This window comes from Ruminococcus sp. (assembly GCF_017650195.1).
Lineage (GTDB): Bacteria > Bacillota > Clostridia > Oscillospirales > Ruminococcaceae > Ruminococcus.
In genome coordinates, this window is sequence record NZ_JAGCFH010000021.1 from 1 (window position 1) to 5,187 (window position 5,187).

Sequence of the window (5,187 nt, forward strand, 5' to 3'; positions counted from 1 at the left end):
GACAGGTTTGATTGCAGTTTACGGCGGCAATTTTGATTGTGAGTATCACGAAGATACCCACGAGTTAAGAGTTACGACACAAGTGTCAACAAAAAGCTATAAGGTTCACACTGTGAATTGGTGTGAAAATTCTATATATGCTTTTACAGGAGAATAATATGAACAAGGAATGGTCTGAACTCAATAAAAAGATGCAATCAGAGCTGAAAAAAAACGAAACATATAAAAGCGGTATAGATACACTTTTGGAACTGAGAGGTCAGCTTATGAAAGTATTGTACTCTTTTAAAAATGAACTTTCAAGGAAAGAATTTGACGCGATGCCTTTTTTAAACGCAAAAGGCTATCATAACAAAAACATTGCCTATTCTTTATGGCATATTTTTCGCATCGAAGATATCGTTGCACATACTCTAATCAATAATGATGAACAAGTCTTCTTTGACGGAAAATATATGGAACGTATCAATTCATCAATAATAACAACCGGAAACGAACTTGTAAAAGGACAAATAGAAATTTTTTCGCAGCAACTGAATATAGACGCACTTTATGCATATATTTCAGAGGTAAAAGAGAGCACGGAAAAAATATTGAATGCTCTTCCTTATGATATGTTGAAAACAAGGATTTCTCCTGAAAGAGAAGAAAAGATTGCTTCGTTAAACGTTGTAAGCGATGATGAAAACGCTTCATGGCTGATAGACTACTGGTGTGGAAAGGATATTAGAGGATTGATACAAATGCCGTTTTCAAGACATTGGATAATGCATATCGAGGCTTGTCTTCGGATAAGGGACAAACTAGCAAAATAATTTTACTAAAACTGAAAGCAGCGGTTAATCAGTGATTTCAGTTTTACTTTTGCATAATAAATTCTTTAGCAGAAAAATACTTTGTTTAATTCTTGACAAACTGATAGAAATGTTGTAAAATTATAATGTATTTTTATATTTTGAAAGGAATGATCTTCAATGGGTTTAACTTTAACTGAAAAGATCCTTAAAGCGCACCTTGTTGACGGCGAGTATGTAAAGGGGCAGGAGATAGGCATACGTATCGACCAGACTCTTACTCAGGACGCCACAGGTACAATGGCATATCTTGAATTTGAGGCAATAGGTGTTCCTCGTGTGAAAACCGAGCGCTCTGTTGCTTATATAGATCATAACACACTACAGAATGGTTTCGAAAACGCTGACGATCACAGATTTATCGGCAGTGTGGCTAAAAAGCATGGCATATATTTTTCTCGTCCCGGCAACGGTATATGTCATCAGGTACATCTTGAAAGATTCGGCGTGCCTGGAAAGACCCTTATCGGTTCCGACAGCCATACACCTACAGGTGGCGGTATCGGTATGATCGCCATTGGTGCAGGTGGATTGGATGTTGCTGTAGCTATGGGCGGCGGAGCTTACTATATTACATGTCCTAAAGTTGTTAAGGTTGAACTTACAGGAAAACTCAGACCGTGGGTAGCTGCAAAAGATGTAATCCTTGAAGTACTCAGAAGATTATCCGTTAAAGGCGGAGTAGGAAAGGTCATAGAGTACTGCGGTGAAGGCGTTAAGACTCTTTCTGTTCCTGAAAGAGCTACAATCACAAATATGGGCGCAGAACTTGGCGCTACAACATCTATATTCCCTTCTGACGAGATAACAAAGCAGTTCCTCAGAGCACAGAAGCGTGAGGATGTATGGACTCCTCTTACTGCTGATCCTGATGCTGTATACGATGAAGAGCTTAAGATTAATCTCAGCGAGCTTGTACCTCTTGCTGCCTGTCCTCATTCTCCTGACAACGTAAAAAGCGTTGAGGAGATAGGCAGACTCAAGATAGATCAGGTTTGTATCGGTTCATGCACGAATTCCTCTCTTCTTGATATGCTCAAGGTAGCTCATATACTTAAGGGCAAGACTGTTAATCCGGACGTTTCTCTTGCTATAGCTCCAGGCTCAAAACAGGTTCTCAATATGCTTGCACAGAACGGAGCACTTTCTATACTTATTGACGCAGGTGCAAGAATCCTTGAAAGTGCATGTGGTCCATGTATCGGTATGGGACAGTCTCCTAACTCGAAGGGCATATCCCTCCGTACCTTCAACAGGAACTTTGAAGGCCGTTCCGGAACAAAGGACGGACAGATTTATCTTGTATCTCCTGAAATGGCCGCTGTTTCTGCTCTTACCGGTTATCTGACCGATCCTCGTGAGCTTGGAGATATGCCTGAATTCAAGCTTCCGGAGGAATTTGTAATAAATGATAATATGATCGTTCCTCCTGCTCCTGCTGAGGAAATGGATAGTGTTGAGATATTGCGTGGCCCAAATATCAAGCCTTATCCTGAAACATCTCCTCTCCTTGAAACTATCGACGCTCCTGTTTCACTAAAGGTAGGAGACAATATCACTACAGATCATATCATGCCGGCGGGAGCTAAGATTCTACCTCTCCGTTCAAATATCCCGAAAATATCTCAGCACTGCTTTGCAGTATGTGATGAAAGCTTCCCTGAGAGAGCGAAGTCTCTCGGAAAGAGCATAATTGTCGGAGGATCAAACTATGGACAGGGTTCATCACGTGAGCACGCTGCGCTTGCACCTCTTTACCTCGGTGTAAAGGCTGTACTTGTTAAATCATTTGCAAGAATTCACCGTGCAAATCTTATCAATGCAGGTATACTTCCTCTTACATTTGTAAATGAAGCTGACTATGACAGCATATCACAAGGGGATGAGCTTGTATTGGCTGATGTAAGAAAAGCAGTTGAGTCAGGAAATTCCGAGCTCACAGTAGTAAACAAGTCTAATGGAAAGTCTATACCGGTACTCTGCGAGCTTTCAGGACGTACAAAGGATATCATGCTTGCAGGAGGACTTCTTGATTATACAAGAGAGTCAATGAAGTAATATTATATACTTCAGATAAGATTGGGTAAAAAAGATGTTTTTTGAATTATTAAACGGTAACTTTGTTACAGCTGCCAGAAGAGTAAGAATCCCGACAACTCCAAGAGGCTGGCTAACAGTTTTGGTTTTGGGATTGATATATGGTGCGATTTACTGGCTGCTTGGAAAGCTGACAAGGCCAATGACTCAGAAAATGAGAAATTCAGTAGCGTTCTTCATTACACTTGTATTGTTTATAATCTGTATGATCGTTTTTGACATCAGAATTGATTAGGAGGTATAAACCCGATGGCTAAAATAAATATGAAAACGCCGCTTGTCGAAATGGACGGCGACGAAATGACCAGGATCCTCTGGCAGTGGATAAAGGAGACTCTCCTTGAACCTTATGTAGAACTTAATACAGAATACTATGATCTCGGTTTAAAGCACAGAGAGGAGACAAAAGATCAGGTTACTCTCGATTCTGCGGAGGCTACTAAAAAGTATGGTGTAGCAGTTAAGTGTGCGACTATTACACCGAATGCTGCAAGAATGCCAGAGTATAATCTCACACAGATGTGGAAGTCGCCAAATGGCACGATACGTGCTGCTCTTGACGGAACAGTATTCCGTACCCCTATTATCGTTAAAGGTATCGAACCATACATCCCTACATGGACAAAGCCTATAACTATTGCACGTCACGCTTATGGAGATGTTTACAAGAATACAGAAATGCGTGTGTGCAAGGGAAGCAAGGCGGAGCTTGTGGTAACAGACGAGAACGGCAAAGAGACACGTGAGCTTATCCATGATTTCACAAAGTGCGACGGTATAATACAGGGACTTCACAATCTTGACGCCTCTATTGCTGGATTTGCGAGAGCTTGCCTAAATTACGGTCTTGATCTTAAGCAGGACGTATGGTTTGCTTCAAAGGATACGATCTCAAAGAAGTATGATCATCGTTTCAAGGATATTTTTCAGGAGATCTATGACAACGAATACAAGGATAAATACGAAGCAGCCGGTATAGAATATTTTTATACTCTTATTGATGACGCTGTTGCGAGAGTTATTCGTTCGAACGGCGGATATATATGGGCTTGTAAGAACTATGACGGCGATGTTATGTCTGATATGGTGTCTACGGCTTACGGAAGCCTTGCAATGATGACTTCTGTTCTTGTTTCACCTGACGGTATATACGAATACGAAGCTGCCCACGGTACAGTACAGCGTCATTATTACAAATACTTAAAAGGCGAGGAAACATCAACAAATTCTGTTGCTACGATCTTTGCGTGGAGCGGAGCACTGCGTAAAAGAGGAGAGCTTGATGGAACGCCGGAGCTTTGTTCTTTTGCTGATAAGCTTGAAAAAGCAACAATACAGACTATTGAAGACGGAGTTATGACAGGAGATCTTTACCTTATTTCAAAGCTTGACAATAAGAAAAAGGTTGATTCAAAGACTTTCCTTGACGAAATAAAGATCAGACTTGATAAATTAATGTAATCAGAGAGAAGGCAGAGTGCAATGTCAAAGGACTCAATATCAAATTCAGTAATAAGAAGGCTCCCTCGTTATTACCGTTTTCTTGGCGAGCTTGAGCATAATGGATATGTTCGTATTTCATCACGCGAGCTTTCTGAAAAAATGGGACTTACTGCTTCTCAGATAAGACAGGATTTCAATTGCTTTGGTGAATTCGGACAGCAGGGATATGGCTATAACGTCAGCGACCTGCGGATGGAGATTGGTAAAATACTCGGACTTGACCAGCAAACGCCAATGATACTACTTGGTGCCGGAAATCTTGGAAAAGCTATCGCAACACATATTGATTTTCGTAATAAAGGTTTTGATCTGATCGGTGCGTTTGATGTTAATCCGGATATTATAGGTAAAAATCTCGGTGAGTTAAAGGTTCAGAGCTTAGAGGAAATAGGTACCTTCTGTGAGGAACACAAGCCGATTGCGGCTATACTTTGCGTTCCGATGAATTCAGCGGAAAAACTTGTGAATACGCTGATAGAATGCGGAATTAAGGCTTTTTGGAACTTCACACATTACGATCTTAAAGTGACGCACAAGGGCGTGGCAGTAGAGAACGTTCATCTCGGCGACAGTCTTACAACGCTTTCTTATGGACTTAACAATCTGGAAAACGCTGAATATAAATAATAAAAAAGGGGCTGTAAAAAAACTCAGTCCCCCAAACGAACACGGGGCCTCGTAAAGAGGCCCCGAATTTTATAGCAAAAAAACAAACTGCACAACAATAAATTGC

4 protein-coding genes are annotated in these 5,187 nt (G+C 40.9%); all 4 read left to right on the forward strand.

All coding sequences use genetic code 11. The features are described from left to right. The first annotated feature begins 158 nt into the window (after positions 1–158). The 4 genes from J6U00_RS00940 (at position 159) to J6U00_RS00955 (ending at position 5,081) form a co-directional block, all read left to right on the forward strand. Positions 159–815, forward strand: a complete 657-nt coding sequence (locus tag J6U00_RS00940; protein WP_296577689.1) for a phage head-tail adapter protein — start codon at positions 159–161, stop codon at positions 813–815. Between the two features lie 159 nt (positions 816–974). Continuing rightward, entirely contained in the window at positions 975–2,912 is a 1,938-nt protein-coding gene (locus J6U00_RS00945; RefSeq protein WP_296577691.1) for an aconitate hydratase, read from the forward strand. Positions 2,913–3,200: 288 nt separating this feature from the next. Next, complete coding sequence (locus J6U00_RS00950; RefSeq protein WP_296577694.1) at positions 3,201–4,412, forward strand: NADP-dependent isocitrate dehydrogenase; 1,212 nt, start codon at positions 3,201–3,203, stop codon at positions 4,410–4,412. Positions 4,413–4,433: 21 nt separating this feature from the next. Further along, positions 4,434–5,081, forward strand: coding sequence for a redox-sensing transcriptional repressor Rex (locus J6U00_RS00955; protein WP_296577695.1), 648 nt, complete (start codon positions 4,434–4,436; stop codon positions 5,079–5,081). The last annotated feature ends 106 nt before the right edge of the window (positions 5,082–5,187 follow it).

Excerpts from the sequence above, each read along its gene's own strand:
- J6U00_RS00940 (WP_296577689.1), top strand. The coding sequence starts at position 159 with ATGAACAAGGAATGGTCTGAACTCAATAAAAAGATGCAATCAGAGCTG.
- J6U00_RS00945 (WP_296577691.1), top strand. The coding sequence starts at position 975 with ATGGGTTTAACTTTAACTGAAAAGATCCTTAAAGCGCACCTTGTTGAC.
- J6U00_RS00950 (WP_296577694.1), top strand. The coding sequence starts at position 3,201 with ATGGCTAAAATAAATATGAAAACGCCGCTTGTCGAAATGGACGGCGAC.
- J6U00_RS00955 (WP_296577695.1), top strand. The coding sequence starts at position 4,434 with ATGTCAAAGGACTCAATATCAAATTCAGTAATAAGAAGGCTCCCTCGT.